General features: G+C 63.0%; 1 protein-coding gene. It reads left to right on the top strand.

The genetic code is table 11. From position 1 onward, the window contains the following. Positions 1-216: hypothetical protein (locus MO867_RS23340; RefSeq protein ID WP_252473550.1), on the top strand; the 216-nt coding region annotated here is incomplete at both ends.

Below are 216 nucleotides of genomic sequence, written 5' to 3'. Positions count from 1 at the left end.
CAGCCTCGCGTCGGGCTCCGATCGTATCCGTGTCAAAACCACCATGACCAACCAGGGCGAAGACCTGGTCGATCTGGAGTCGGGCTTTACGCTGTGGCCCGAAGGTGGCTACAAGTTCGCGGTACCGGGCTATGCGGGCGAGGAAGAGGCGACCGTCGACAAGCCGATCGCTGATCGCTTCGTTGGCTACGACGAGGACTGGGCGATCGCCCTGCA

Source organism: Microbulbifer okhotskensis, from assembly GCF_023895975.1.
GTDB lineage: Bacteria > Pseudomonadota > Gammaproteobacteria > Pseudomonadales > Cellvibrionaceae > Microbulbifer > Microbulbifer okhotskensis.
The sequence above is the reverse complement of the archived record's forward strand: the minus strand, read 5'-3'. Positions and strand labels throughout refer to the sequence as shown.